At 30.5% G+C, this 1,634-nt stretch carries 1 pseudogene; it reads right to left on the minus strand.

Annotated features, from left to right (window positions below):
- Positions 1–238: 238 nt before the first annotated feature.
- Positions 239–1,554, minus strand: a pseudogene (locus tag GUI43_RS35230) (ISL3 family transposase).
- Between the last annotated feature and the right edge of the window lie 80 nt (positions 1,555–1,634).

Here is a 1,634-nt window from a genome sequence, read left to right on the forward strand (position 1 = left end):
TCATCAAAAGCCGACTCAATAATAAATTTTAATATGATGATACCAACAAAATGAATTTGCTTGAATTATTTCAGATTACCTATGTTTTCTTACTTAATCGTCTTCATCATCATGCTTAAATAGCAATTGATTTTATAACAACTTGTAGTTATCTCAATATAGTTATCGCTAAGTGCAAGATTTATGTAAAAAAAATCGGCTCTATGTCAAATTGGACTGATGCGTTCAATATCGGAAGTTAGGCAACTAAACATTGCTTAACTTCCTTTTTACTTTTTGGAGCGTAAAGTTTTGAACATAATAATATTCGATTGCGCAAATGATTGTAACGTCCATAACCAAAAGATGTACGTTTAATTAATTTTATTTTGTTATTTATACCTTCTAAAGGACCATTTGATAAATTGTAATAATCAAATGTATTTTTTATAAAGTATACATGTTTGTTAAGTGTCTTAATTGCTCGTTGGACAACTGAATGCGTTTGGGATAATGGCATATGTTTTAATTCGTGAATAAAGCCTTCATAATCATTATGTTTAAGTTTGAATCGTAGCTGATTGATATATTGGTAGGCGTCATTTAACGAGTCATCTTGATCTAATAAATACTTGACGATACCCTTTTGTGTCTTCCATTTCTTAAATAAAGCTACTTTATGATATTCAAATGCCTGTAGATCTTCTCCAGGTTTTAATAGTAATTTCGCATATCTTTTAAACTTATTATATAAAGGTTGATTCGTCGTTCTTAATTCATTCATAACAGCGACTCGAATACCATTTAAAGCACGATTTAATAATTGAACAATATGGAATCGATCGATGACTATTTTAGCGTTCGGAAACATCTCTTTAATCAATGTCATATAGCCTTCATGCATATCAATCGAAACTGTTTTTACACGTTTTCTAGCTTTAAGTGAAAAACGATAAAAGTACTTCTTTAACTCACTTATTCTACGGTCTTCAACAATATCAATAATATGATGCGTTTGTGCATCAGCGTATATAAAACTCATTTTTCCAGAAACATTTTTAACACTTTTGAATTCATCCATCATGATATGTTCAGGAAGTGCAGAATACGGTGATTGATGAAGAGAATAAGTGGCCTCATCAATGATACGAGAAACTGTAGTAGCCGACACAGAGCAGGATTTCGCTATAGATTTTTCAGAACGAATTTCTACTGCTTTATTAAGTACAGCTGATCGTGTTTTTTTGATATAAAACAGTATTTATCAACTTCAGGTGTTTCAGCTGTAAAGTATCGTTCGCACGTTTTACATTTAAAACGTTGCTTACGCAACATGATATAAGTTGGATATTCGGAGATTTTAGGCATAGTGATTCTAGAAGTCTTAGACCCATTTTTGATTAAATTACCATTAATGTTTTTACAATTGCAGTTTGGGCACACCTCAGGTGTATAGATTAGTTTTGCGTAATAAAAGAAACACTTTCTCCCTTTATACTCAATTTTCTCAAGTTTACCGTCAAAAATAATATTTTTATCTTTCAAATCAAAGGTATTTAGTATAATATTGTTCACAGGCGCATTATCTCCTTTAGTTATTTGTTTAGGCACTTTTAATTATAGAGATAATTGCGCTTTTTTTATATTCAAAATCA

It is taken from the genome of Micromonospora noduli, from assembly GCF_003264365.1.
Classification (GTDB): Bacteria; Actinomycetota; Actinomycetes; order Mycobacteriales; family Micromonosporaceae; genus Micromonospora; species Micromonospora noduli.